This window comes from Dysosmobacter sp. Sow4_B12 (genome assembly GCF_052116665.1).
Taxonomy (GTDB): Bacteria; Bacillota; Clostridia; order Oscillospirales; family Oscillospiraceae; genus Oscillibacter.
The window spans coordinates 25,122-46,965 of sequence record NZ_JBQKKR010000001.1; the positions used below are offsets into that span (position 1 = coordinate 25,122).

Sequence of the window (21,844 nt, forward strand, 5' to 3'; positions counted from 1 at the left end):
GGAGATCACTCCTGCCTGCCTTGGTTTTGCCTGTTGTCAGGCGGTGTGGGGGGCGTGGCCCTGCTCCTCGTCGGAGCGGAACAGCAGCGTGACGCACCAAAGCCCCGCCAGGCCCACCAGGGCATAGATGATCCTGGAGAGGAGGGCCAGCTGTCCGCCGCAGAGGAAGGCCACCGTGTCAAAGCCGAACAGGCCGATGCCGCCCCAGTTTAGGGCACCGATGATGACCAGGACCAGGGCCAGTTTGTCTAAAAACATATGAAAACCTCCATTTCGCTTGCGGGATATGGGTTAGTATGGCACGCCTGTGAAAAAATGATACATCCCGATTGCAAGTGGTACACGGGTGTTGTATAATAACAAAACGACAAACGTCCCCTGCGGGGAGATTTCATATTGTTTTGTGCCGCATATTGCAGCGGAATGGAGGTACTTATGAATATTGTTTGTCTGGATATGGAGGGTGTGCTGGTGCCCGAGATCTGGATCGCTTTCGCGGAGGCCAGCGGCATCCCGGAACTGACGCGCACCACCCGGGACGAGCCGGATTATGACAAGCTCATGCGCTGGCGCCTGGGCATTTTGAAAGAGCATGGCCTTGGCCTAAAGGAAATCCAGGCCACCATCGCCACTATCGACCCTCTGCCCGGGGCGAAGGAATTTTTGGATGAGCTGCGTTCCTTGACCCAAGTGGTCATACTCAGTGATACCTTTGAGGAATTTGCCAAGCCGCTCATGAAAAAGCTGGGCTGGCCTACCATTTTCTGCAACAGTCTGGAGGTGGCGGACAGCGGTGAGATCACCGGCTTTAAAATGCGCCTGCAGGATTCCAAACTGAACACGGTGAAGGGGCTCCAGGCCATCGGATTTGACACCATTGCCAGCGGCGACAGCTATAATGACCTGGGAATGATCCAGGCCAGCAAGGCGGGTTTCCTGTTCCGCAGCACGGAGAAGATCAAGGCCGACTATCCGGACATCCCGGCCTTTGAGGAGTTTGACGACCTGCTGGCCGCCATCAAGGCCGCACTGTAAGGAGCGGACCATACTGGGACCGGACAGCCGTCCCATGAAGAAGGAATTTTCAGCATGAATCAGAATTTTCAGCCGCTGGGCTTCGGCCCGGCGGATATTCTGCTGCCCCGGGCGGGCACGGATATGACAAAGTGGGCCGTGGTGGCATGCGACCAGTTTACCTCTCAGCCGGAGTACTGGCAGGCGGTAGAGGAGACTGTGGGAAATGCGCCGTCGACCCTGCGGCTTATTCTTCCGGAGGCCCGGTTGGGAGAAGATGCAGAGGACGATATCACCGCCATCAACGCCACCATGGACCGTTATCTGGCGGACGGTATATTTCAGACGCTGCCGGATGCGCTTTTGTACCTTGAGCGCACCCAGTCCGACGGCAAGGTCCGCCGAGGCCTTGTGGGTATGGTGGACCTGGAGCAATATGATTTTACCCCCGGCTCCGGCGCTCTCATCCGGGCCACGGAGGGTACGGTACTGGACCGCATCCCGCCACGGACGCGGGTCCGGCGGGACGCGCCCATTGAGCTGCCCCATGTCATGCTGCTGGTGGACGACCCGGGCAGGACCGTCATTGAGCCCTTGGCGGCCAAACGGGACGAAATGGAGCGTGTCTATGACTTTGACCTTCAGCAGGGCGGGGGACATCTGCGGGGCTGGCTGGTGCCCGGAACGGCGTATGCCGGACTTTCTTCCGCACTATCCGCTCTGGCGGACCCGGCGCTGCCGGAGGAGAAGTACGGCCTTTCCGGCGCGGCTCCGATGCTGTTTGCCGTAGGTGACGGCAACCATTCCCTGGCCGCCGCCAAGGCCTGCTGGGAAGAGCGGAAGCGGACATTGCCCTCTGCGCAGTGGAGCACAGACCCTGCCCGGTACGCCCTGGCCGAGGTGGTGAACAACCACGACGACGCTTTGGCGTTCGCACCCATCCACCGCTGCCTGTTCGGCGTGGAGCCCCAGGCGGTGCTGGAGGCTTTGCTGAATTTTTATCCCGGCGCCCATTTGGGGGCGGGGGAGGGCCACACCATCCGTTTTGTCTGGGCCTGCGGTAGCGGCGCTGTCACGGTGCCGTCTCCAACGTCCCAGTTGGCGGTTGGAACGCTGCAGGCGTTTTTAGATGCGTACTTGGCGGTCCATCCCGGGAAAATCGACTATATCCACGGCCATGAAACAGCGGAAGCACTGGGCCGACAAGAGGGCGCTATCGCCTTTTTGCTGCCTGCCATGGGGAAAGAGCAGCTGTTCAAAACTGTTATGGCAGACGGCGTTTTGCCCCGCAAGACCTTTTCCATGGGGCATGCCCGGGACAAACGGTATTATGTGGAAGCCCGGCGCATCCGGTGATCTTACCCCGGCGGCAAAAAAATGTCGCCGGGGACTTTCTTTTTCATAAAGAACGTGATAAGATTTAACCAAAGAAAGGCGGACGAATTGAAAAAGACTTAGCTGTTTTTACCAATCGAGAGAGAAAGGAGCACGCTATGCTGGAGTTGTTGCAGATCTCATTCTTGATGGGCGGAAGTATGGTACTGGTGGGACTGCTGCTCTTACCTGTCGTGGTTTTTGCGGCAGTCAGTGTTGTGTATGTCGTTGCCGATGTGATCCATACGATCCGAATGAGGTATGGATGGTTCTGAGCCGCCTAGCGGCAGGGTCTTCGGGTTTTTCCTGGAGGCCCTGCTTTTCTTTTTTCGCCCTATATGGTAAAATCCAGCTTATGAAGAGGAGGAACGGGGGAGATGAAGCACGCGGCGAATTTCCTAACGGCGGCCCGGATGGTTCTGGCGCTCGTTCTGCTTGCGGCGGAACCCTTGTCACCGGCTTTTTTGGCATTGTATACCGCCGCGGGCATTACCGACATGCTGGATGGTCCCGTGGCCCGTGGGACGGGGGGCGCGAGTGCTTTTGGCGCCCGGCTGGACAGCGCCGCTGACCTGGTGTTTTTTACAGCGGCGGCTATCCGCCTGCTGCCTTGTCTGTGGCCCTTGCTTCCACCAGCGGTCCAGTTGGGAACGCTGGCGGCGGCTTTCCTCCGGGGCACCGTATTCACACTGTGCCTGCTGCGGCTTGGCTGTGTTCCGGCTCTGCATACCCGCCTCAACAAGCTGGCGGGAGCGGGACTTTTCTGCCTGCCCTATTTCATAGGCGGCTGCTTGGGATGGTACGCGCCTGTACTGTGTCTGCTGGCGCTGTTGGCTGCGGGAAAGGACCTGCGGTTGGTCTGCCAGGGGAAGAGCCGGGCGGAGGAATGTTTTCAATGGAGGGATTTTCGGTGGAGATGAAGCGGAAAGCGCCGGCTAAGGTGAATCTGGCCTTGGATATTCTGGGCCGCCGTGAGGACGGATATCATGAAATGCGGATGGTGATGCAGACAGTGTCCCTCTGCGATACGGTGACTGTGCGGGAGACGGAGGAGGCTTTTTCCCTCCGGACGGACGGAGATTTTATCCCGGCGGGGAAAAAGACCCTGGAGCAGCAGGCGGCGGAGCTTTTTTTCCAAGCGGCGGGACAGACGATGCCGGGCCTTGCCGTGACGCTGGAAAAACGGACACCGGCGTACGCGGGCATGGGCGGCGGCAGCGCCGATGTGGCGGCGCTTTTGCGCCTGCTGCGGGACCGATACTGTCCTGCCATGGCGGATGAGGAGCTGGAGCGCATCGGCCTTGCGGTCGGCAGCGACATGCCTTTCTGCGTCCGGGGCGGCACTGCCCTGGCGGAGGGAAGGGGCGAGGTGCTGACGGACCTGCCGCCTCTGCCAACGTGTACCTTTGTCCTCTGCAAGCCGGATTTCGGTATCCCCACGCCCACGCTGTTTGCCCGGGTGGATGGAGCGGAGCTGACGGCCCGGCCAGACATCGGCGGCATGACAGCGGCGTTGGCCGTGGGAGACCTGGAGGGTGTGGCAGCCAGACTTGGGAATGTCTTTGAGGAGGTGCTGCCGCCGGAGTACCGGGAGGTGTTCACCATTAAGGAACGGCTCCGGGAGCTGGGAGCGATGAACGCCGCCATGAGCGGCTCCGGTCCCACAGTGTTCGGCATCTTCCGCTGCCGGACAGAGGCGGAGCGGGCAGCGGCGGCACTGAAAGCCCGCTATGCCCAGACCTTTGTGGCGGAGCCGGTGAAAAAATTCGCCGGTTTGGAATAAACTTGGAAAAACCTGTCCATCCTGTTGGCAGACCTTACATAGGAAAGGAACGGATGGACATGAAGACAAAAGAAAAGCCCGCTCGGGGACTATACCTTTGGGAATTAGCGCTGCTGGCGGGGCTGGCGGCGGTACTGCTGTGGGGAGCGCTGTCTTTAAGAGAGCAGACGGCCCTGTCGGAGAAGGTGGTGCGTCTCCACGTATTGGCGAATTCCGACTCAGAGGAGGACCAGGCTCTGAAGCTGCGGGTCCGGGACCGGGTGCTGGCGGAGACGGAGGTATTGCTGGAATCGTCATCTGACCGTGAGGACGCGGCGCGTCGTCTGGAAGCTGCCCTGCCGGAGCTGGAGCGTCTGGCTTCGGAGGAAGTCGCGGAGAGGGGATATGACTACCCGGTCTCCGTCCGGCTGGAGGAGACCGCTTTTCCCACCAAGACTTACGACGGCTTTACTCTGCCGGCGGGGAGATATCTGGCCCTGCGGGTCCTCATTGGCGCGGCAGAGGGACAAAATTGGTGGTGTGTGGTGTTTCCGCCCCTGTGTGCCGCCGCCTCGGAGGATGTGGCGCAGACGGCGCTGGCGGCGGGACTCACCGAAGGACAGGTGGGCCTCATCACGGAGGCGGACCAGGGCTATGAGCTGCGGCTGAAATCCGTGGAGCTTTGGGAGGAACTGAAAGAGCGGTTTGAGTGAGGAGGAAGTGGCTTGAAACTGCGGCTGCAAAATCCGCTGCTGGTGGTGGCGGATATGGAGCGTTCCAGAAATTTTTATAAAACGGTGCTTGACCTGGAGACGGTCAGTGACCTGGGGGCCAATGTGGTGCTGGAAGGGGGTCTGGCGCTCCAAACGCTGGACAGCTGGGCGGGCTTTCTGGGAAAGACGCCCGGGGAGATCGCCTTTGGCGGCAATGACAGCGAGATTTATTTTGAAACGGGAGATTTTGACGGCTTTTTGCGGCGCCTGTTTGAAACGCCGTCGGTGGAGCTGGTCCACGCCCCGCTGGAGCACCGCTGGGGCCAGCGGGTGGTGCGGCTGTACGACCCGGACCGCCATGTCATTGAGGTGGGAGAGGCCATCAGCGACGTGTGCCGCCGCTTCCGGGACAGCGGTCTGGATGAGGAGGGCATTGCCCGGCGGATGGACGTGCCGGTGGAATATGTCCGGGAACAATTGAAAATGGCGTAACGCGATCACCGGGCCGCCTCTGGCGGTCCGGTGTTTTTTTGAGAGTGGGATTGATTTTGAAAAAAAGATGCCGTATCATAGAGACAAATATGCCGGGGTTGAAGCCGGAAATCAGAAATGGAGGAATGTGCGATGCTGAATGAGAAAGTCAGCGCCCTGCTGAATCAGCAGGTCAACAAGGAGTTTTATTCCGCGTATTTGTATTTGGATTTTTCCAATTACTTTGAGGCTCGCGGACTGGACGGTTTTGCGAACTGGTACAAGATCCAGGCCCAGGAGGAGCGGGACCACGCCATGCTGTTCTATCAGTACCTGCAAAACAACAATGAAAAGGTGACGCTGGAGGCCATTGCCAAGCCGGACAAGGTGTTCACCTGCGACATGGACCCCTTGAAGGCGGGACTGGAGCATGAGGAGTATGTGACCAGCCTCATCAACGACATCTATGCCGCTGCCTATGAGGTGAAGGACTTCCGCACCATGCAATTTTTGGATTGGTTCGTCAAGGAGCAGGGCGAAGAGGAGACCAACGCCAATGACCTCATCTCCAAGATGGAGCTGTTTGGCTCTGACCCCAAGAGCCTGTACATGCTCAACAGCGAGCTGGCTGGCCGGGTATACAGCGCGCCGTCTCTGGTTCTTTAAGTGCAAAAGAAAAGGACACCGCTGCGGTGTCCTTTTCTTTTTAGGCTTTATTTCTCCAGCTTAGCGTTGCACTTGGAGAGGAAGCGGTCGTTGGAAATAATGGCGCGGGTGTGGGTGCCGGCACCGATGGGACCTTTTTCGTCCCAGGCGGACACCTTGAAGTCCACCATTTTACCGTTTTCAGACACCGCGGTGATCTCCGCCTCCGCCCAGACCTTCATGCCCACGGGCGTCGGAGCGTCATGGCTGATGTCCAGGTGGGTGCCCACGCTGCCCTTGCCCTCCTCCAGAAAGCTCTGGAGACAGGTCAGGGCGGCATTTTCCATCATGGCGGCCATAAAGGGAGTGCCGAACACCGGCAGGGCGCCGGAGCCCACGACGGCAGCGGTCAGCTCTTCAGTGACAGTTTGCTCCAGCTGGCATTTTGTTCCGATCAAGATCATATGTGTTACCTCCGTTTGAAAGATAGGAAAACGGCGCCGGGAAAGGCGCCGTTTTTGCTTGGGTCAGATGCCCAGCTCCGTCCACAGGTCGTTGTAAAGGGACAAGGTCTCGGCGGGCAGGTTCTCATACAGGGTGCAGCGGTCCAAAACCTCCTGGGGCGCGGCCATGATCTCATACAGGCCCATGTCCAGCGCCTCACCGTAGGTCTCCTGGTAGTAATCGGGATATGCCGCCAGCGCCTCGGTGTTGGGGGAGGCATACCAGATATAGTCCATATTGGCCAGGTTCGCGTCCGTGCCGGCAATGAAATTGATCCATTCCTCGGCCTCGTCCTTGTGCTGGGCGTCCTTCAGCACGCACATGGCGTCCACAAACCAGTTGCTGCCCTCCTCGGGGACCACATAGGCAAGGTCGGGATTGTTTTCCAGCATGGTCAGGTAGTCACCGGCGTAGTACATGGCGATAGCGGCGTTGCCGCCTTCCATCTTCTGGAAGATCTCATCCATGACGAAAGCCTGGTACACACCGGCATTTTTGGCGTTGGAGAGCAGAGTATAGGCTTCCCGGATCTGGGCCTCGTCGGTGGTGTTGATGTCATAGCCCAGGTCCAGAAGAGCCGCGGCCAGGGCGTCCCGGGAATTGCGGATCATCAGCACCTGGCCGGCATATTTCGTGTCGAACATGGCATCCCAGCTGGTGATGGGCTCGTCCACCATGGTGGTGTTGTAAATGATACCAAGAGTACCCCAGGTATAGGGCACGGTGTACTTGTTGTCCGGGTCATAGCTCAGACCCTTGTACTGGTCGTCGATGAGGGCGTAGTTGGGGATATTGTCGTAATTCAGCTCCGCCAGCATATCCTCGGCAATCAGGCGGCCGATCATATAGTCAGAGGGGACGATGACGTCATAGTCACCGGCGCCGGTCTTCAGCAGGGAATAGAGGGCCTCGTTGCTTTCCGCGGTCTGATAGTTGACCTTGATGCCGGTTTCCTCCTCGAATTGATAAATCAAATCTTCATCAATGTATTCACCCCAGCTGCACACGTTGACGACCCGTTCCTCGCTGCCGCCGTTTCCACAGCCGGTCAGGAGCAGAGTGGCTGCCATCATCATGGCAAGGGCCAAGGCAAGTGTCTTTTTCAATTGATCATTCCTCCAGTGTTTGTGTGAAAATCTATCTCATGGCCTAGGGGCCGTGAAACCGTCAGACGCGATGGGCCTCCGCGGAGCGGCGCCGTTCCTGCCGGGCTTCCCGAATGTTGACGATGGCAAGCAGAGCCAGCACCGTCACGAACAAAAGGGTGGAGATGGCGTTGATCTCCGGGCTGACCCGCTTTTTGGTCATGCCGTAAATAGTCATGGCCAGGGTGGAGGCGGAGGAGCCGGCGGTGAAATAGCTGATGACGAAGTCATCGATGCTCATGGTGAAAGCCGTTAGGGCGCCGGAGACGATGCCGGGCTTGATCTCCGGCAGGATGACCTTCCAGAAGGCCTGCATCCACGTGCAGCCCAGGTCCATGGCGGCATCCACCAGATTCTTGTCCATCTGGCGCAGCTTGGGCCCCACGGACAAAATGACATAGGGGATGTTGAAGCAGATGTGGGCGATGAGCAATGTGCCAAAGCCCATGGTCAGCCGGGTGGGCAGCTGAATAAACGCCTGCAGGTTGTTGAACCACCGGGCGAAATCGCTCCAAAAGCTGAAAAAGGCCACAAAAAACAGGCACAGGGAAACGCCGGTGACAATGTCTGCGTTCATCATGGGGATGTTGTTGACGGTCATGAGGGGGTCCCGGAGCCTGCGGCGCATGGCGTAAAAGCCGATGGCGGCGAAGGTGCCGGCGATGGTAGCGATGACCGTGGCCAAGAGGGACACCAGCAGCGTGGTATATACACTCTGCATGATGAGCCGGTTGTGCAGGAGCTTTACATACCAGTCCAGAGAGAAGCCCTTCCAGACGGTATTGCTGTTGCCTGCGTTGAAGGAGAAAATGATGAGCAGGACAATGGGGGCGTACAAAAATACGAATACCAGCACCATGAACAGCCGGTTGAGGAAAGAATTGTTTCTCTTCACATCATCACCGCCTGTTCTTCACCCTCACCGAAGCGGTTCATGACCCACATGCACACCACCACGATGATCATCATCACCAGGGAAATGGCCGCGCCCAACTGGGGGTTGTAGGCGCCGCCCAGGAACTGCTGCTCAATGAGGTCGCCCAGCATCATCTCCGTGCCGCCGCCCAGCATTTTGGAAATGGCGAAGGTGGACACGGAGGGAACGAACACCATGGTGATGCCGGAGAGCACACCGGGCAGGGACAGGGGCAGAATGACCCGGCGGAACACGTTGAAGGTGTTGGCACCCAGGTCCCGGGCCGCCTCGATGAGGGAGCGGTCCAGCTTGACGATCACGGAGTAAATGGGCAGGATCATAAAGGGCAGGTAGTTGTACACCATGCCCAGCACCACGGCGCCCTGGGTGTTGATGAGCCGGAAAAACTGGAGGTCCGTGCCGAAGACCTGGTTGTACAGGAAAATGAGGCCGATCTTCTGGAACAGCTGGTTCAAAAGACCGTTGTTCTCCAGAATGGACATCCAAGAGTAAGTCCGCAGCAGAAAGTTCATCCACATGGGCAGCATGATGAGGACCATGGCGATCCGCTGAAATTGAGGCCCCTCCTTGCTCATCATGTAGGACACGGGATAGCCGATGGCAAGGCAGATGACCGTGGCGATGAGGGCCAGCTTGAAAGAGCGGGTGAACACCACGGCGTAGGTGCCCATGCGGGCGAAGTTTGCCAGGGTAAAGCCGCCGTCAGCGGAGGAGAAGGCGTAAATGACCACCATGATGATGGGAGCCACCACAAACAAAGCCATCCAGATGACATAGGGGATGGCCAGATGGGAGAGCTTATTCTTCATCCCCGCTCTCCTCCTCGTCCGGCTCAAGGCTGGCGTCGTCCAGCTCGTCGTATTCCTCGGAGAAGGAGGAGTAGTCGCCGAACATGCCGGAGTACTGGCTCTTCTTCATGACATGGATGCCGTCGGGGTCGATCTTGATACCGATGCGGGCGCCGACAGGGGAGTGGTCCGTAGTCTGGATGAGCCACTTGAAGCCCCGGAAATCCACGATGATGTCGTACTGCATGCCCTTGAAGGTCACGTTGGTGACGGTGCCCACCAGCTGGCCCTGCTCCACGGGGACGATGTCGATGTCCTCGGGGCGGATGACCACATCCACAGGCTCGTTTTCGCCGAAGCCGCCGTCCAGGCAGGCGAACTCCCGACCGTACATCTTTACCACCTTGTCCCGGACCATGACGCCGTCGATGATGTTGGACTCGCCGATAAAGTCCGCCACAAAGGCGTTTTTCGGCTCATTGTAGATGTCCTCGGGAGTGCCGATCTGCTGGATGGAGCCCTTGTCCATGACCACGATGGTGTCGGACATGGTGAGGGCCTCCTCCTGGTCGTGGGTCACATAGATGAAGGTGATGCCCACCTGCTGCTGGATGCGCTTGAGCTCGATCTGCATGTCCTTGCGAAGCTTCAGATCCAAGGCGCCCAGAGGCTCGTCCAAAAGCAGGACCTTGGGCCGGTTCACCAGGGCCCGGGCGATAGCCACCCGCTGCTGCTGGCCGCCGGAGAGGGCGTCGGGCTTGCGGTGCTCAAAGCCCTTGAGGCTGATGACCTCCAGCATTTCCATGACCCGCTGGTGGATCTCCTCCTCGGGGATCTTCACCTTTTTCTTTCCCGTGGGGTCATTGGGGTCGGGACGTCGCTGCATCCGCAGGCCGAAGGCGATGTTCTCGTACACGTTCAAGTGCGGGAACAGGGCGTATTTCTGGAAAACGGTATTGATCTGCCGCTGATAGGGCGGAACGTCATTAATCCTCACACCGTCGAACAGGACGTCTCCGGACGTAGGAGTCGCGAAGCCGCCAATGATCCGCAGCGTGGTGGTCTTACCGCACCCGCTGGGTCCGAGCAATGTGAGGAATTCTTTGTCATTGATATAAAGATTGATGTTATTCAATACAGGTTCATCGTCAAACGCCATGCACAGGTTCCGCAGGCGAATCAACTCTTTGGACATGTATCCTCCCCCATTTCAATCATATTTTTTGTATAAACACATGCGCCTCTTCTCTCTGTTGAGGGGGAACCTTTCTCGTCGAAATTCAGCAATTTGAACTATATCGGAAGTATCCCCAAATGTCAAGGGAATTACCTATTTTTTATTGCGCTGGTTCAAAGCTTTTCCAGCGGGGGGAAATACTTGTCCCGGAAGGGTACGGTGTCCACGGTGAACTCCCTGCCCCGCAGGTATTCCAGGGCGCCGGCGTCCGTGGTGAAAGCGAAGGCCAGCTTATAGGAGTACAGGGCCTGGCGGGTCTCGTGATACTGCTTGTTGACGGCGCCCCGGCCGTACTTGCCGTCGCCCAGCAGCGGGCAGCCGATCTCCGCCATGGACACGCGGATCTGGTGGGTCCGGCCAGTGAGGAGGCGGCACTCCACCAAAGACAGCGGTCCCCGGCTCTCCAGGGTCTTGTACAGCGTGACGGCAGTCTTGCCGCCGGGGATGGGCTTGTGGTAGAAGAAGACCTGCTTTTTCGCCTCATCCTTCAGCAAAAAGCCTTCGATCCGCCCCTCGGCGGGCCGGGGATGGCCCACGGTGACACAGAGGTAGCTTTTCTCCAGCTCGTGGTTTTTGATCTTGTCATTGATGATGCGCAGGGTCTCGGCGTTTTTTGCGGCGATGACGATGCCGCCGGTGTTGCGGTCGATACGGTTGCACAGGGCGGGGGCGAAGGCGTTTTCCCATTTGGGGTTCCACTCCCGCTTTTGGTACAGGTAGGCCTGGATGTGGTTGATGAGGGTGTTCACCTTCTCCGTCTCGTCGGCGTGGACCACCAGCCCCGGCCGCTTGTTCACCAGCAGCAGGTTCTCATCCTCGTACACGATGTCCAGCTGGGGGCTGAACAGAGTCAGAAACATGTTTTCCTCAGAGGGCTTGTCAAAAAACTCATCGTTGATATATAATTGAAGAACATCGCCGGCGTTCAGCCGCACGTCCCGCTTGGAGCCCTTGCCGTTGACCTTGATGCGCTTGAGGCGGATATACTTTTGCAGCAGGGCGGGGGGCAGCAGCGGCAGATTCTTTGCAACAAAGCGGTCCAGCCGCTGGCCGGCGTCATTTTTTCCAATGGTGAATTCCCGCATAATACCCTCCGGAGCATGGATTAAGATCGCATTTATCATACCTGTTTCCGGCGATGTTGTAAAGCGATGGGAAAAAGAATTTTACGAGGAAAGCAGGAGAAACTGATGGATAAACAGGCACCCGAGAAAAAGCCGAGAGGCCGCGTGAACAACTTCATGGTCCTGGCGGGCGGCTACCTGCTGTATCTTGCCTATCAGTTGGTGCGGGACGCCGGAGAGAGCGCCTATACGGCTTCCAGCATCCTGGGAGCGGTGGCGTTTGCCGCCGTGGGCGGCGCACTGCTCTGGCGGGAGTGGAAGGCCTACCGTTACGGCCTGGAGCATAAGGACGACCCGAGCTCCTGGTCTGATGAGCCGGAGAAGACGGACGGGGAAGAGGGGGAGGAGCCGTGAATATTGACGCCCTCTGCGCCGCTGTGTGGGAAGCGGAGCGGTGGATGAAGCAGTTCAACCGGAAGGAATATCCCGGCGCCTTCCGCCGGTACGGAGAGAAGTTCGCACCTCTGTACGTCCAGGCTGTTCAAGAGGCGGAGAACCTGGAAGGGCTTCAAGCGCTGGCGGACGACATGCTGGATGCTCTGGAACGCCGCTGGAAGCGCCGCTGGCTGGGCCGGGGCGCGCTGATGGTGGATGAGCGTCAGATGATCGTCAGCTTTCTCTCTCCCATGCTGCTGGAGCAGCCGGACGCCCGCTGCGGGCGGCTGGCCGGAATGCTGCGGCAGCGTTGGGCGGAGCGATGGCCCAAACAGGAATACCATATCACCACCTATGAGGTCTTGTGTTCGGGTTTCCGCACCTCCATCCTGGGGATCGACGTGACAGGAAGTCCCCTGGACCCCGCCCGGAAGGAGCGGGGAGGGACGTGAACAAAAATTATAACATTTTTTTGAAAAATAGTTTGACAACGGGTAGTCCATCCCTTATAATACTACTCGTGTCATTGCGAGGTAGCTTATGCTTTTAGATGTAAAACCCATCCTGCGGGACCCCGCCAAACGACTGACATTTCAGTTTGAAATGGATTTGTCCGATTTGGAGTTTTCCGGGCGGCATCCCGTTTCCCGCCCTGTGGTGGTGGAGGGGCAGGCATACAGCAGCGCGGATGTGCTGCTGTTGGACTTGACGGCCCGCTCCACGCTGGACGCTGTTTGCGACCGCTGCGGAAAAGAATTTCTCCAGGACAAGGAGATCCCGTACAGCTGCATGCTGGCGGAGGAGCTCCAGGACGAGGACAACGACGAGATCGTCCTGCTGGAGGAGGGAAAGGTGGATTTGGCCGATCTGGCCCGGACCGCGTTTATCCTCGGAATGGACACCAAGACATTGTGTTCGGAAGATTGCAAGGGACTGTGCCCTCGGTGCGGCGCTGACCTGAACCTCGGCCCCTGCTCCTGCAAAAAGGAAGCGGACCCGCGGCTCGCAGTCCTGGCCAAGCTTTTGGAGAACAAATAAAGAAACAAACTAAGGACGGGCTTGACCTCCCGGGCCTTTGAAAGATCAAGGAGGTGTCACAATGGCAGTACCTAAGGGAAAAGTATCCAAAGCAAGACGCGACAAGCGGCGCAGCTCCACTTGGAAGCTGGCTGTCCCCGGTCTCGTTGCATGCCCGAAATGCGGTGCGCTGCACCTGCCTCACAGAATGTGCCAGGAGTGCGGTACTTACAATGGCCGTGAGGTCAAGGTTGTTAAGTCCGTCGTCTCTAAATAAGGATTTGCGCATGCTTGCTTTAGGAGGGAAGATTCATTCTTCCCTCCTAACTTTTTGCGCGCGCACATGAGAGGAGGGGAAGCCAGTGTTGGATCTGCCCCCCTCTGGCAGCTGCGGAGCGGCACTTTTGGAGTGGGCCGGCGCTTTGCTGCGGCAGAGCCAATGAAGCTGCGCTTTATGCTTGCGTATCCGTCTGGGAACGGGTATAATACATCGTGGGATTTTATGTGAGCGCCGGACGACGCGGCGCTCTGGAAAGGGAGACAATATGTCGAAACCTATCGTTGCTATCGTAGGTCGCCCCAATGTGGGTAAGTCCATGCTGTTCAACAAGCTGATCGGCAGGAGGCTTTCCATTGTGGAGGACACCCCCGGCGTCACCCGGGACCGCATTTATGGAGAGACGGACTGGAATGGCCGCCGCTTCACCCTCATCGATACCGGCGGCATCGAACCCCGGACGGACAACCAGATCCTGGAGTTCATGCGGGACCAGGCCCAGATCGCCATTGACAACGCCACTGTTATCGTATTTTTGACGGACATCAAGACCGGACTCACCGCCTCCGACCACGAGGTGGCCAACATGCTGCTTCGCAGCGGCAAGCCCATCGTGCTGGCGGTGAACAAAATGGACTCCACCGGCACCGTGGACCCGGATTTTTACGAGTTCTACAACCTGGGCCTGGGGGACCCCATCGCCGTTTCCGCTGTCCATGGCCATGGCACCGGCGACCTGCTGGATGCCTGCGTGCAGTACTTCCCTCCGGAGGAGGAAGAGGAGGAAGAGGATGACGCCATCAAGGTGGCTGTTATCGGCAAGCCCAACGCCGGCAAGAGCTCCCTGGTGAACAAGATCCTGGGGGAGGAGCGGGTCATCGTGTCCAACGTGGCCGGCACCACCCGGGACGCCATCGACTCCCACTTTGAAAACGACAAGGGCAAGTTCGTGTTCATCGACACCGCCGGCATCCGCAAAAAGTCCAAGGTGGAAGAGGACATTGAAAAGTACAGTGTGCTCCGGGCCACCATGGCCATTGAGCGCAGTGATGTGTGCCTCATCATGATCGACGCCACCGAGGGCGTCACGGAGCAGGATACCAAGGTGGCCGGCCTGGCCCATGAGGCCGGAAAGGCCAGCATCATTGTCATCAACAAGTGGGACCTGGTGGAAAAGGATGACAAGACCATGGACAGAATGCGGGAAAAGGTCCGCCAGGACCTGGCCTTCATGACCTACGCTCCCATTTTGTTCATCTCCGCCAAGACCGGCCAGCGGGTGGACAAGCTCTTCGAGCTCATCGACTATGTCAGCAACCAGGCCGCGGTCCGCATCACCACCGGCATGCTGAATAACGTTCTGGCGGATGCCCAGACCCGGGTGCAGCCGCCCACGGATAAGGGCCGGCGGCTGAAGATCTACTATATGACCCAGGTGGGCGTGAAGCCGCCCCATTTTGTGATTTTCTGCAACGACGCCCGGCTGTTCCACTTCTCTTACCAGCGGTATATCGAAAACTGCATCCGCAATACCTTTGGCCTGGAGGGGACGCCCGTTGTCCTTTCCATCCGCCAGAAAGGCGATAAGGAGGAGTAAGCTATGCCAACGTTTCTGAACGCCGGGGCCACCGTGGAATTGCTGGCGGTCCCCACCGGCATGCATTTGGTGCTGGCGGTCATCATCACCGCCCTGGCATCCTATTTCCTGGGCTGCTTCAACGGTGCGGTCATCGTGTCCAAGTATATCCTGCGGGACGATGTGCGCACCCACGGCAGCGGCAACGCGGGCCTGACGAACTTTTACCGTACTTTCGGAGGTCCCTTGACCGTCGTTGTTATCCTAACAGATGTTTTAAAGGCTGTTTTGGCCGTTTTGTTGGGGCAGTGGCTGTTTGGCGGCTGGTATGTGCTGGGCAAATACTGGGCGGGCCTATTCTGCCTGCTGGGCCATATGTTCCCCTGCATGTTTCACTTTAAGGGAGGCAAGGGCATCCTCTCCGGCGGCACCATCGCCATTATGATCGACTGGCGGGTGGCGTTGGTGGTGTGGGGCGGATTCTTGCTTCTCACCATACTGACCCGGTACGTATCCCTGGGCTCTCTCTGGGCCGGGGCCAGCTTTCCCTTCATCTCCTGGTACTGCTATCCGGACCCGGTCATCGTGGCCCTGGCCTTTGCCTGCGGCGGACTGGTGGTGTGGCAGCACCGGGGCAACATCAAGCGGCTTTTGAGCGGTACGGAAAATAAATTCAGCCTGCACCGGAAACACTCATAAGGGAGGAGTATCATGAAAGCAGTTGTGTTGGGCAGCGGCGGCTGGGGCACGGCTTTGAGCCGGGTCCTCTGCGACAATGGTCATGAGACATATCTCTGGTCCCACAACCCCGCCAAGGCGGAGGAGATGGCCCGGACACGGGAAAATCCCCTGCTCAAGGGTGTTTCCCTGCCGGAGAGCCTCCATATCACCGGGGACCTTTCGGTACTGGAGGGCGCGGATATGGTCGTGTGCGCGTCGCCCTCCTTTGCCGTGCGGGCTACCGGCAGAAAAGCGGCCCCCTACATGCGGCCGGACACCATTTTGGTGTCCGTATCCAAGGGCATCGAGCGGGACACGAACCTCCGTATGAGCCAGGTGCTCCAGGAGGAGACACACCACATCTGTAAAGTGGTTGCCCTTTCCGGACCTTCCCATGCGGAGGAGGTTGGCATCCGCATGCCCACGGGCTGCGTGGCTGCCTGCCCGGACCGGGCAGCGGCCCGGTTCGTTCAGGATGCTTTCATGAATGACTATTTCCGCATTTATACCAGCTATGACATCGTGGGTGTGGAGCTGTCCGGCGCACTGAAAAACGTCATCGCCCTCAGCTGCGGCATCTGCACGGGACTTGGGTTCCAGGACAATACCAAGGCCCTGCTCATGACCCGGGCCATGGCGGAGATCACCCACTTGGGCGAGCAGCTGGGCGGCACCCGCCGCACCTTTGGCGGCCTGGCCGGTATGGGTGACCTTATCGTCACCTGTACCTCCATGCACTCCCGGAACAACCGGGCCGGCATCCTCATCGGCCAGGGGAAAAGCGTCCAGGAGGCCATGGATGAGGTGGGCGCTGTCGTGGAGGGCTATTACGCCGCCGAGAGCATCCATCAGCTGGCAGAGCGGGAGGGGGTGGATATGCCCATCTGCCGCTGCGCCTACGAGGTGCTGTACCACGGCAAGCAGGTGCGGGACGTGGTGTCAGAGCTTATGACCCGGGCCAAGAAGGACGAGCTGCTGGAGACTACCTGGATGTGATGAAAAGGGGAGTGGAGCATGCGGATCTCGGAATATGATGCCTTTGGTCCCTGGGTATATGACGTTGACGGCGAGCATCCTCTGCCGCCGCTGTTTGTTCCCTTTGTGGACATGTCAAAATCCTGGAGGATGCTGCTGAAGATCCCCAGGGACATCGAGCGGCGGCGGGCCACACCGGACATGGACCTTTACGACTTCGTGGTGGGGGCCGATGACGCGGGCGTCCAGATCTGGAGCCGCCGGGAAAAGGCGGTGGAGTCCACCCGGATCGCCTACCGGGATATAACGGGCATCCGCCTGTACCAGCGGCTGCTCCATGGCGTCTGCACCCTGTACAGCGCCGGCGGTCCGGTCATCTTGACATACAACACGGTCTCCGCCGACGTGATGCGGCGCTTTGGGGATCTGGTGCGGGCGGAATACGGAGGCGGTGTGTCTGCCGCCGCCGGGCTCCGGGGCGACCCGGACCTGCGGGAAAGGGACCTGGACATCTGGCTCTATAACCAGATGCGGGACCTGCGGGATCGGGGCGTCTGCTTTACGCTGGACGCCTATCAGCCCTGCTGGAGCGACACGCGGACGGACCGGCACCTGCCCTGGAAGCGCAAAGAGGAGTTTGCCGGCACGCTGTATCTCCACAACGAACGGGAGGTACTGCTGCTGCGCAGCGGCAAGCCGGAGAAAAAAGGGGAGCAGACATACAGCGCGGAGTTTACAGCCATCCCCTGGTCCGCCCTAGGCGGCGTGCTCCTGGAGAGCAGCCAACTGCATGAGGGAGCGCTCTTGGCGAGTTTCCGCCTGCCGGGTGCGGAGCTTCGAACGGAGGTTCATCCGGAGAACCGGGGAGCGGTTTGCTTTTTGGAGTCTCTCGCAGCCGTAATTTGAAAAAAGCAGGAGCGGGCATTTTGCCCGCTCCTGCTTTTACGGAAAAAGAAAGATCCCGGACACGAAGTCCGGGATCTTTGTTTGTACAATCAGACCGCTCTGGTGACCTTACCGGAACGCATACACCGGGTACAAACATACACATGGCGGGGGGAACCGTTGACGATCGCCTTCACGCGCTTCACATTGGGCTTCCAGGGACGATTGGAACGCCGGTGAGAGTGGGAAACCTGAATGCCGAAGGTAACGCCCTTGTCGCAGAACTCGCACTTTGCCATCCGTTGCACCTCCTTGCTGTTGCGTACTTCCGTGCCGTTTTCACAAGCACAGCTGATATCATAACAGAAAGAATAGAAAAAAGCAAGAAGATTTTTCAAAAAAATTCAAGGAATTTTCCAGGCCGCCAACAGACGCTTCCAACGGCGAAAGTGTTGCGAAATGGCGGAAATTCATATATAATAAAAAGCAGTTTCCTGTTGAAAAATTTTTGACCGCTCTGCCGGGTGTTCGCATGGCTCGGCTTGGGCGGAGATGGGCGCCGCCGCGCCGGAAAGGTGAAGAATGCGCGATGTATGAAAAAGGCTTGAAGATCACGGAATTCGTCTCCATCTTTAACTTGCAGGTACTCAACAAGGGCAGCGATTTTGACACGGCCCTGCTGACCATCAACGACGTGAACCGCCCCGGACTGCAGTTCCATGATTTTTACGACTATTTTGACCCCCGCCGGCTGCAGGTCATCGGCAAGGCCGAGGTGACGTATCTGAAGAGCTTGACGGATGAACAGCGCCGCAAGTGCTTTGACGACCTGTTTTTGTATGACATCCCCGCACTGGTGATCTCCCGGGGACTGGACTGCTTCCCAGAGTGCCTGGAAAGCGCCGTGGAGCACGAAAAGACCCTCCTTCGGACCGAGGAGACCACGGTGGATTTCACCAGCCACACCATTGAGTATCTCAACAGGGCCCTGGCGCCCTGCGTCACCCGCCACGGCGTATTGCTGGATATTTACGGCGAGGGCGTCATGATCACCGGCGACTCCGGCGTGGGCAAGAGCGAGGCCGGTATCGAGCTCATTATGCGGGGCCACCGTCTGGTGGCGGACGATGCCGTGGAGCTGCGACGCATTTCCGACCAGCTCATCGGCACGGCGCCGGAGGTCATCCGCCACTATATCGAGCTGCGGGGCATCGGCGTCATCGATGTGCGGCAGCTGTTCGGTATGCGGGCCATCAAGACGGAGTCCCAACTGGACCTGGTGGTCCACTTTGAGCAGTGGGACCAGACGAAGTTCTATGACCGCCTGGGTATTGAGGACCACTTCACTGACATCCTGGATGTGCAGGTGCCCATCGTTACCATCCCCGTGCGGCCGGGCCGAAACCTGGCCAGCATCGTGGAGGTGGCCGCCATGAACAACCGTCACCGCAAGTTCGGCTACAACGCCGCCCAGGAGCTGGCCCGCCGGGTGGATCAGCGGGCGGACGCCGGCAGCAAGCTGCGTTAAGAGGAGGAAACATACATATGCTGTATATCGGTATTGACGTGGGCGGCACCAATTTGAAGGCCGGCCTGGTGGATGAAACGGGAAAGATCCTGGCAGTGGAGCGGTGTCCACTGAACTTCCAGGGGCCCGAGCAGTTCGCGGAGGATGTGGCCCGTCTGGCGGCTTCCGCCGCCGGGAAGGGCGGCGTGGCGCCGGAGTCCCTGGCATATGTGGGCATGGGCCTGCCCGGTGCCGTGTCCGGCGGTGACATTTTGTTCACCACCAATATCCCCATGAAGGACGTTCCCATCGAGCGTCTGTTCCGCCGTCATCTGGACCTGCCCCTGCTTTTGGGCAACGACGCGGACTGCGCCGCCGTGGGTGAGTTTTTCTGCGGTGCTGGCCGGGGCACCCGGGACTTCGCCGTGGTGACGCTGGGAACCGGTATCGGCTGCGGACTGCTGCTGGGCGGAAAGCTCCACGGCGGACCGGCCTCCAGTGAGGCGGGGCATCTGGTCATCTGCCACGGCGGTGAGCTGTGCAACTGCGGGCGCCGGGGCTGCTGGGAGCGCTACGCCTCCGCCACCGCCCTCATTCAGCAGACAAAGGCGGCCATGGCGGCCCATCCCGAGAGCCTGCTCCACGCGATTGCCGCAGAAAACGGCGGCGTGGTGGAGGGACGCACCGCGTTCCAGGCAGCCCAGGCGGGAGATGAGACGGCGCTTGCGGTATGCCGGCAGTATGTGGAATACCTGGCGGACGGTACCATCAGCCTCATCAACATCCTGCGGCCGGAGGCGGTTGCCATCGGCGGCGGTGTGGCAGCGGCCCCGGAGCACCTGCTGCTGGAGCCCCTGCGGGAGATCGTGGCCCGGGAGTCCTTCTCCAGCCACGGCGGCATCACCACCCGCGTTCTGCGGGCGGAGCTGGGCAACGACGCCGGCATCATCGGCGCGGCGATGCTTGGCCGCGCAATTTGAATTTGGGAGGTCCTTTCATGGACTGGACAGCGCAATTGGACAAATGGACGGCAGCGTATCTGCCGGACTTAGACATACTTCATGACGAGCCCATGAGCCGCCACACCTCTTTCCGCATCGGCGGGCCGGCAAAGCGCATGGCCTGCCCGGCGTCGGGAGAGCAGCTGGTGCTTCTCATGGGCTTTGCCCAGGAGCGGGGCATCCGTACCCTGGTCATCGGCAACGGCACGAACCTCCTGGCGCCGGACGAAGGGTTGGACGCTCTGGTGATCGATACCTCCGCCGCCATGCATGCCATGGAGGCGAAGGAGGATGGCCGCATCAGCGCCGCTGCCGGCGTGTCCCTGGCCCGGCTGGCGGACTTTGCCTGCAGACAGGGCCTTACAGGGCTGGAATTCGCCCACGGCATCCCCGGCACCCTGGGCGGCGCCGTGTGTATGAACGCCGGGGCTTACGGCGGTGAGATGCGCCAGGTGCTGGAGTCTGTCACGGCTCTGTTTCCGGACGGTGTCCGCACCCTCCGTCTAGAGGAATTAGATCTGGGCTACCGCCACAGCCTGTTTACAGACCATCCGGAGGTGGTGGTGCTGAGCGCCGTGGTGCACTTGCACTCTGGTGACCCGGAGACCATCCGGGCCCAGATGCGTCAGCTTATGGACCGGCGGAAGGCCAGCCAGCCGCTGGAATGGCCCTCCGCCGGCAGCACCTTCAAACGGCCCGAGGGGTATTTTGCCGGCACCCTCATTGAGCAGTGCGGCCTAAAGGGCTTGACTGTGGGCGGCGCGCAGGTCAGCAAAAAGCACGCCGGCTTCCTCATCAATACCGGCGGCGCCACCTGCGCGGATGTGATGGAGCTCATCCGCCAGGTCCAGGAACGGGTGTGGACGGAAAAGGGCGTCCGGCTGGAGCCGGAGGTCCGTATCATCCGGTGACGGGAGGCAAGTATGGAAATTCTCATCATCTCCGGCCTGTCCGGCGCGGGAAAGAGCAAGGCGGCCTCCTTCCTGGAGGACATGGGCTTTTATATCGTGGACAACATGCCCGCCGCCATGATCTTGAAATTCGCGGAGTTCTGCGCTGGCGGAAACGGCCGGTATGACCGGGTGGCCCTGGTATACGATGTGCGGACGGCCAGCTCCTTCACGGAGCTGTTCGACGTGCTGGACCAGCTGAAGAGCATGGACGGCGCCTGCCGGATGCTATTTTTGGAGGCCTCTCCGGAGACCATTATCAAGCGGTACAAGGAGACCCGCCGCCGCCATCCTCTCAGCGGGGACACCACGTCTCTGGCGGAGGCGGTGGAAAAGGAGCGGGCCATGATGGCGCCGGTCCGGGCGCGGGCAGACTGCGTCATCGACACCACCCATACCTCCACTGCCCAGCTGCGCGCAGAGCTTCTGCGCCTGTTCGACGGCAAGGATGAAAAGGCGGGGTTGGCGGTCAGCGTCACCTCCTTTGGCTTCAAGTACGGCCTGCCTATGGAGGCGGACCTGGTGCTGGATGTCCGGTTCATGCCAAACCCCTTCTATATTGACGAGCTGCGCCATCAGACGGGGCTGGACGCCCCGGTGGCGGAGTATGTGTTTGGTTTCCCGCAGACGGGCAGCTTCATGAAAAAGCTGGAGGACCTGTTGTCCTTTACGCTGCCCCTGTACGCCGAGGAGGGCAAGACCAGCCTGTTCATCGGCGTGGGCTGTACCGGCGGCCACCACCGCTCTGTGGCGGTGACTCACGCCCTGGCGGAATATATCCGGGGCTTGGGCTATCAGACAGCGGAAAACCACCGGGACATCAGCCGCGGCGGCTGAGGAGGAGCAC

At 59.5% G+C, this 21,844-nt stretch carries 28 protein-coding genes; 20 read left to right on the top strand and 8 right to left on the bottom strand.

Features of this window, described 5'->3' with window-relative positions:
- Positions 1-36: 36 nt before the first annotated feature.
- Positions 37-258, bottom strand: a complete 222-nt coding sequence (locus ACTQ4R_RS00140) for a DUF378 domain-containing protein (protein ID WP_441624692.1) — start codon at positions 256-258, stop codon at positions 37-39.
- 177 nt (positions 259-435) lie between these two features.
- Between ACTQ4R_RS00140 and thrH the strand changes: the two genes are divergently transcribed.
- The 8 genes from thrH (at position 436) to ACTQ4R_RS00180 (ending at position 6,000) form a co-directional block, all read left to right on the top strand.
- On the top strand, positions 436-1,035 hold the full coding sequence (gene thrH / locus ACTQ4R_RS00145) for a bifunctional phosphoserine phosphatase/homoserine phosphotransferase ThrH (protein ID WP_441624693.1): 600 nt from the start codon (positions 436-438) through the stop codon (positions 1,033-1,035).
- A gap of 54 nt (positions 1,036-1,089) precedes the next feature.
- Entirely contained in the window at positions 1,090-2,370 is a 1,281-nt protein-coding gene (locus ACTQ4R_RS00150; RefSeq protein ID WP_441624694.1) for a DUF1015 domain-containing protein, read from the top strand.
- Between the two features lie 137 nt (positions 2,371-2,507).
- Complete coding sequence (locus ACTQ4R_RS00155; RefSeq protein WP_441624695.1) at positions 2,508-2,663, top strand: hypothetical protein; 156 nt, start codon at positions 2,508-2,510, stop codon at positions 2,661-2,663.
- A 102-nt stretch (positions 2,664-2,765) separates the two neighbouring features.
- Positions 2,766-3,308, top strand: a complete 543-nt coding sequence (locus tag ACTQ4R_RS00160) for a CDP-alcohol phosphatidyltransferase family protein (protein WP_441624696.1) — start codon at positions 2,766-2,768, stop codon at positions 3,306-3,308.
- Positions 3,284-4,171, top strand: a complete 888-nt coding sequence (gene ispE, locus ACTQ4R_RS00165) for a 4-(cytidine 5'-diphospho)-2-C-methyl-D-erythritol kinase (protein ID WP_441624697.1) — start codon at positions 3,284-3,286, stop codon at positions 4,169-4,171. Before ACTQ4R_RS00160 ends, ispE begins: the two co-directional genes overlap by 25 nt.
- A gap of 59 nt (positions 4,172-4,230) precedes the next feature.
- Positions 4,231-4,863 (top strand): stage II sporulation protein R, encoded by a 633-nt coding sequence (spoIIR, locus tag ACTQ4R_RS00170; RefSeq protein ID WP_441624698.1) that lies wholly within the window; start codon positions 4,231-4,233, stop codon positions 4,861-4,863.
- A 12-nt stretch (positions 4,864-4,875) separates the two neighbouring features.
- Positions 4,876-5,355 carry a VOC family protein gene (locus ACTQ4R_RS00175; protein WP_441624699.1) on the top strand — a complete coding sequence of 160 codons (480 nt, stop codon included), beginning with the start codon at positions 4,876-4,878 and terminating at the stop codon, positions 5,353-5,355.
- 132 nt (positions 5,356-5,487) lie between these two features.
- Positions 5,488-6,000: a ferritin gene (locus ACTQ4R_RS00180; protein WP_441624700.1), complete on the top strand. Its 513-nt coding sequence runs from the start codon at positions 5,488-5,490 to the stop codon at positions 5,998-6,000.
- 47 nt (positions 6,001-6,047) lie between these two features.
- Here ACTQ4R_RS00180 and ACTQ4R_RS00185 read toward each other — a convergent pair whose 3' ends face one another.
- The 6 genes from ACTQ4R_RS00185 to ACTQ4R_RS00210 all read right to left on the bottom strand — a co-directional run bounded on the left by ACTQ4R_RS00185 (position 6,048) and on the right by ACTQ4R_RS00210 (position 11,675).
- Positions 6,048-6,443, bottom strand: a complete 396-nt coding sequence (locus ACTQ4R_RS00185; protein ID WP_441624701.1) for a thioesterase family protein — start codon at positions 6,441-6,443, stop codon at positions 6,048-6,050.
- 63 nt (positions 6,444-6,506) lie between these two features.
- The gene (locus ACTQ4R_RS00190) at positions 6,507-7,589 is read right to left on the bottom strand and encodes an ABC transporter substrate-binding protein (protein WP_441624702.1); all 1,083 of its coding nucleotides are present in this window, start codon (positions 7,587-7,589) and stop codon (positions 6,507-6,509) included.
- A 61-nt stretch (positions 7,590-7,650) separates the two neighbouring features.
- The gene (locus tag ACTQ4R_RS00195; RefSeq protein ID WP_441624703.1) at positions 7,651-8,523 is read right to left on the bottom strand and encodes an ABC transporter permease; all 873 of its coding nucleotides are present in this window, start codon (positions 8,521-8,523) and stop codon (positions 7,651-7,653) included.
- Positions 8,520-9,374: an ABC transporter permease gene (locus ACTQ4R_RS00200; RefSeq protein WP_441624704.1), complete on the bottom strand. Its 855-nt coding sequence runs from the start codon at positions 9,372-9,374 to the stop codon at positions 8,520-8,522. The genes ACTQ4R_RS00195 and ACTQ4R_RS00200 overlap by 4 nt, the downstream gene beginning before the upstream one ends.
- A complete protein-coding gene (locus ACTQ4R_RS00205) occupies positions 9,364-10,548 on the bottom strand; it encodes an ABC transporter ATP-binding protein (protein ID WP_441624705.1) in 1,185 nt (394 codons plus the stop codon). The genes ACTQ4R_RS00200 and ACTQ4R_RS00205 overlap by 11 nt, the downstream gene beginning before the upstream one ends.
- Before the next feature lie 155 nt (positions 10,549-10,703).
- On the bottom strand, positions 10,704-11,675 hold the full coding sequence (locus tag ACTQ4R_RS00210; RefSeq protein WP_441624706.1) for an RluA family pseudouridine synthase: 972 nt from the start codon (positions 11,673-11,675) through the stop codon (positions 10,704-10,706).
- Between the two features lie 105 nt (positions 11,676-11,780).
- On the opposite strand from ACTQ4R_RS00210, the gene ACTQ4R_RS00215 reads away from it, so the two are divergent.
- From ACTQ4R_RS00215 to ACTQ4R_RS00250, 8 genes are all read left to right on the top strand, one after another.
- The gene (locus ACTQ4R_RS00215; RefSeq protein ID WP_441624707.1) at positions 11,781-12,068 is read left to right on the top strand and encodes a hypothetical protein; all 288 of its coding nucleotides are present in this window, start codon (positions 11,781-11,783) and stop codon (positions 12,066-12,068) included.
- The gene (locus tag ACTQ4R_RS00220) at positions 12,065-12,541 is read left to right on the top strand and encodes a hypothetical protein (RefSeq protein ID WP_441624708.1); all 477 of its coding nucleotides are present in this window, start codon (positions 12,065-12,067) and stop codon (positions 12,539-12,541) included. Before ACTQ4R_RS00215 ends, ACTQ4R_RS00220 begins: the two co-directional genes overlap by 4 nt.
- An 88-nt stretch (positions 12,542-12,629) precedes the next feature.
- Positions 12,630-13,127 (top strand): YceD family protein, encoded by a 498-nt coding sequence (locus ACTQ4R_RS00225; protein WP_441624709.1) that lies wholly within the window; start codon positions 12,630-12,632, stop codon positions 13,125-13,127.
- 61 nt (positions 13,128-13,188) lie between these two features.
- Positions 13,189-13,383, top strand: coding sequence for a 50S ribosomal protein L32 (gene rpmF / locus ACTQ4R_RS00230; RefSeq protein WP_441624710.1), 195 nt, complete (start codon positions 13,189-13,191; stop codon positions 13,381-13,383).
- Between the two features lie 268 nt (positions 13,384-13,651).
- Positions 13,652-14,980, top strand: a complete 1,329-nt coding sequence (der, locus tag ACTQ4R_RS00235; protein WP_441624711.1) for a ribosome biogenesis GTPase Der — start codon at positions 13,652-13,654, stop codon at positions 14,978-14,980.
- Between the two features lie 3 nt (positions 14,981-14,983).
- Positions 14,984-15,658, top strand: coding sequence for a glycerol-3-phosphate 1-O-acyltransferase PlsY (plsY, locus tag ACTQ4R_RS00240; protein WP_441624712.1), 675 nt, complete (start codon positions 14,984-14,986; stop codon positions 15,656-15,658).
- A 12-nt stretch (positions 15,659-15,670) separates the two neighbouring features.
- The gene (locus tag ACTQ4R_RS00245; RefSeq protein WP_441624713.1) at positions 15,671-16,675 is read left to right on the top strand and encodes an NAD(P)H-dependent glycerol-3-phosphate dehydrogenase; all 1,005 of its coding nucleotides are present in this window, start codon (positions 15,671-15,673) and stop codon (positions 16,673-16,675) included.
- 18 nt (positions 16,676-16,693) lie between these two features.
- Positions 16,694-17,560, top strand: coding sequence for a hypothetical protein (locus ACTQ4R_RS00250; protein WP_441624714.1), 867 nt, complete (start codon positions 16,694-16,696; stop codon positions 17,558-17,560).
- 89 nt (positions 17,561-17,649) lie between these two features.
- On the opposite strand, the gene rpmB is transcribed toward ACTQ4R_RS00250, so the two are convergent.
- Positions 17,650-17,838, bottom strand: a complete 189-nt coding sequence (rpmB, locus tag ACTQ4R_RS00255; RefSeq protein WP_022290354.1) for a 50S ribosomal protein L28 — start codon at positions 17,836-17,838, stop codon at positions 17,650-17,652.
- Between the two features lie 290 nt (positions 17,839-18,128).
- Here rpmB and hprK point away from each other — a divergent pair, with 290 nt between their 5' ends.
- Genes hprK through rapZ form a run of 4 tightly spaced genes read left to right on the top strand, consistent with a single transcriptional unit; the run spans position 18,129 to position 21,834 of the window.
- Complete coding sequence (hprK, locus tag ACTQ4R_RS00260; protein ID WP_441624715.1) at positions 18,129-19,067, top strand: HPr(Ser) kinase/phosphatase; 939 nt, start codon at positions 18,129-18,131, stop codon at positions 19,065-19,067.
- A gap of 17 nt (positions 19,068-19,084) precedes the next feature.
- Positions 19,085-20,026, top strand: coding sequence for an ROK family protein (locus tag ACTQ4R_RS00265; RefSeq protein WP_441624716.1), 942 nt, complete (start codon positions 19,085-19,087; stop codon positions 20,024-20,026).
- A 17-nt stretch (positions 20,027-20,043) separates the two neighbouring features.
- On the top strand, positions 20,044-20,958 hold the full coding sequence (gene murB, locus ACTQ4R_RS00270; RefSeq protein WP_441624717.1) for a UDP-N-acetylmuramate dehydrogenase: 915 nt from the start codon (positions 20,044-20,046) through the stop codon (positions 20,956-20,958).
- Between the two features lie 12 nt (positions 20,959-20,970).
- Entirely contained in the window at positions 20,971-21,834 is an 864-nt protein-coding gene (rapZ, locus tag ACTQ4R_RS00275; RefSeq protein ID WP_441624718.1) for an RNase adapter RapZ, read from the top strand.
- Positions 21,835-21,844 lie beyond the last annotated feature (10 nt).

Coding starts and splice junctions, on each gene's coding strand:
- ACTQ4R_RS00140 (WP_441624692.1), bottom strand. CDS start 258: ATGTTTTTAGACAAACTGGCCCTGGTCCTGGTCATCATCGGTGCCCTA.
- thrH (WP_441624693.1), top strand. CDS start 436: ATGAATATTGTTTGTCTGGATATGGAGGGTGTGCTGGTGCCCGAGATC.
- ACTQ4R_RS00150 (WP_441624694.1), top strand. CDS start 1,090: ATGAATCAGAATTTTCAGCCGCTGGGCTTCGGCCCGGCGGATATTCTG.
- ACTQ4R_RS00155 (WP_441624695.1), top strand. CDS start 2,508: ATGCTGGAGTTGTTGCAGATCTCATTCTTGATGGGCGGAAGTATGGTA.
- ACTQ4R_RS00160 (WP_441624696.1), top strand. CDS start 2,766: ATGAAGCACGCGGCGAATTTCCTAACGGCGGCCCGGATGGTTCTGGCG.
- ispE (WP_441624697.1), top strand. CDS start 3,284: ATGGAGGGATTTTCGGTGGAGATGAAGCGGAAAGCGCCGGCTAAGGTG.
- spoIIR (WP_441624698.1), top strand. CDS start 4,231: ATGAAGACAAAAGAAAAGCCCGCTCGGGGACTATACCTTTGGGAATTA.
- ACTQ4R_RS00180 (WP_441624700.1), top strand. CDS start 5,488: ATGCTGAATGAGAAAGTCAGCGCCCTGCTGAATCAGCAGGTCAACAAG.
- ACTQ4R_RS00185 (WP_441624701.1), bottom strand. CDS start 6,443: ATGATCTTGATCGGAACAAAATGCCAGCTGGAGCAAACTGTCACTGAA.
- ACTQ4R_RS00200 (WP_441624704.1), bottom strand. CDS start 9,374: ATGAAGAATAAGCTCTCCCATCTGGCCATCCCCTATGTCATCTGGATG.
- ACTQ4R_RS00205 (WP_441624705.1), bottom strand. CDS start 10,548: ATGTCCAAAGAGTTGATTCGCCTGCGGAACCTGTGCATGGCGTTTGAC.
- ACTQ4R_RS00210 (WP_441624706.1), bottom strand. CDS start 11,675: ATGCGGGAATTCACCATTGGAAAAAATGACGCCGGCCAGCGGCTGGAC.
- ACTQ4R_RS00215 (WP_441624707.1), top strand. CDS start 11,781: ATGGATAAACAGGCACCCGAGAAAAAGCCGAGAGGCCGCGTGAACAAC.
- ACTQ4R_RS00225 (WP_441624709.1), top strand. CDS start 12,630: ATGCTTTTAGATGTAAAACCCATCCTGCGGGACCCCGCCAAACGACTG.
- rpmF (WP_441624710.1), top strand. CDS start 13,189: ATGGCAGTACCTAAGGGAAAAGTATCCAAAGCAAGACGCGACAAGCGG.
- der (WP_441624711.1), top strand. CDS start 13,652: ATGTCGAAACCTATCGTTGCTATCGTAGGTCGCCCCAATGTGGGTAAG.
- plsY (WP_441624712.1), top strand. CDS start 14,984: ATGCCAACGTTTCTGAACGCCGGGGCCACCGTGGAATTGCTGGCGGTC.
- ACTQ4R_RS00245 (WP_441624713.1), top strand. CDS start 15,671: ATGAAAGCAGTTGTGTTGGGCAGCGGCGGCTGGGGCACGGCTTTGAGC.
- ACTQ4R_RS00250 (WP_441624714.1), top strand. CDS start 16,694: ATGCGGATCTCGGAATATGATGCCTTTGGTCCCTGGGTATATGACGTT.
- rpmB (WP_022290354.1), bottom strand. CDS start 17,838: ATGGCAAAGTGCGAGTTCTGCGACAAGGGCGTTACCTTCGGCATTCAG.
- hprK (WP_441624715.1), top strand. CDS start 18,129: ATGTATGAAAAAGGCTTGAAGATCACGGAATTCGTCTCCATCTTTAAC.
- ACTQ4R_RS00265 (WP_441624716.1), top strand. CDS start 19,085: ATGCTGTATATCGGTATTGACGTGGGCGGCACCAATTTGAAGGCCGGC.
- murB (WP_441624717.1), top strand. CDS start 20,044: ATGGACTGGACAGCGCAATTGGACAAATGGACGGCAGCGTATCTGCCG.
- rapZ (WP_441624718.1), top strand. CDS start 20,971: ATGGAAATTCTCATCATCTCCGGCCTGTCCGGCGCGGGAAAGAGCAAG.